This window comes from Colwellia sp. Bg11-12, assembly GCF_014076955.1.
Lineage (GTDB): Bacteria > Pseudomonadota > Gammaproteobacteria > Enterobacterales > Alteromonadaceae > Colwellia_A.
Genome location: NZ_JACGUZ010000009.1, coordinates 1 through 1,394 on the forward strand (window position 1 = coordinate 1; position 1,394 = coordinate 1,394).

1 protein-coding gene is annotated in these 1,394 nt (G+C 38.6%); it reads left to right on the forward strand.

Annotated features, from left to right (window positions below; translation table 11 throughout):
- Positions 1 to 1,065 precede the first annotated feature (1,065 nt).
- The gene (locus H4J39_RS00030; protein WP_182225421.1) at positions 1,066 to 1,248 is read left to right on the forward strand and encodes a hypothetical protein; all 183 of its coding nucleotides are present in this window, start codon (positions 1,066 to 1,068) and stop codon (positions 1,246 to 1,248) included.
- The last annotated feature ends 146 nt before the right edge of the window (positions 1,249 to 1,394 follow it).

Here is a 1,394-nt window from a genome sequence, read left to right on the forward strand (position 1 = left end):
AAGTCAAAGCTGCAGAGTAGGCAACTTATAACAAGCCATTCAAGCAGGACTTTTAACAGTTGGCTAGGTTCCGCTACGCTACACATTTTAGCCAACAATTAAAAGCCTCTTAATGGGGCGTTATACGGTAAGAAAGGGTCGTGCTTTTTGAGCGAGTCGTTGTATGAAAGGCGGAAACTTGCCTGTTTTCTCCAGCATAAGCAACGGTTGGTCGGCACAATTTAATCTAACCAAAAACTTGACGTCGACTACGCTTATCTAACAATGTAAAAAGCTCAGTGCTCAACGTAAGTGTTTTTCTTGCAGTTGAGCACTGAGCTTTTTACATTGCCCTTGGCGAGGTTATCTTGTAGAGTTTGGGGCGAGTTTTTGCGGTTTCCTGTGCTGAACCAGCAAGTTAAACGTAGAGCGCTTGGTGCGGTCTGGGAACATTTTACCGTCTAACAAGCAATTCAAGACGGACACAAACAGTCGGCTAGCGTCGTTCCTCGCTATTATAGCCAACCGTTTTTAGCCGCTTAATATGGGCGTTAGGTTTCTAATTTGCAACATCGAGTATTTATATTTTTAGCTGTTTTAGTTTCATATCTTGGGTGGGTAATTTACCAACAAGACGGGTGGACATTAATAGTGACATTGGAAGTTATATGGCTTGTTTGTACATTTGCTGGAATAAATGCAGCTTTGTTCATTAATAAACAAGTATATCTTAAATACGATCCGCCTTTTTTGCTTGTTATTGTATTTATAGTGTCTGTAATTGTCACAGCGGCATTTGAACTATCAATTATGGTTCCTTCTAGTAATCTATTTGATTTAGCAAGTTGGGATGATAGCCCTTTTCTAGTTATGTTTGGTTGGTTCAATTGGCCTTTGGGAATAATAGCTCTAACATTGGCGTGCTCGAAACCTAACAAGCCACTCAAGCAGGACAAATAACAGTTGGTTTTGTTCGCTTCGCTCTCTATTATAACCAACTATCATTTGCCTCTTAGTGGGGCGTTATGAAGGTCGAATAATATAAAGTTTATTTGATTACTACTATTGTTAATAAAAGGAATTTACATGTTTATATTAGAAGTTTTAGGTTTGTTACTATTTGTTTTACTTATAAGCCTCGGCTATAAAAAGAATAATCGAAACTTAATGTTGCTTGCATCAATCTGCTTAATTGTTAGTTTTGGAGTTCCAGATTTTATTACTGGATTTTCTGAAGGTTATGCAAACGGAAGTCCAACTGACTATTAACGGTGTCTTAGCCAGTACCTTCATAACAAGCCATTCAAGCAGGACAAATAACAGCTGGCTATTTGCTCCTTCGTCGCTTATTTTAGCCAACTATTATTTGCCTCTTAATGGGGCGTTATGCGGCATTGCGAATTCGATTAAATGTA

Excerpts from the sequence above, each read along its gene's own strand:
- H4J39_RS00030 (WP_182225421.1), top strand. The coding sequence starts at position 1,066 with ATGTTTATATTAGAAGTTTTAGGTTTGTTACTATTTGTTTTACTTATA.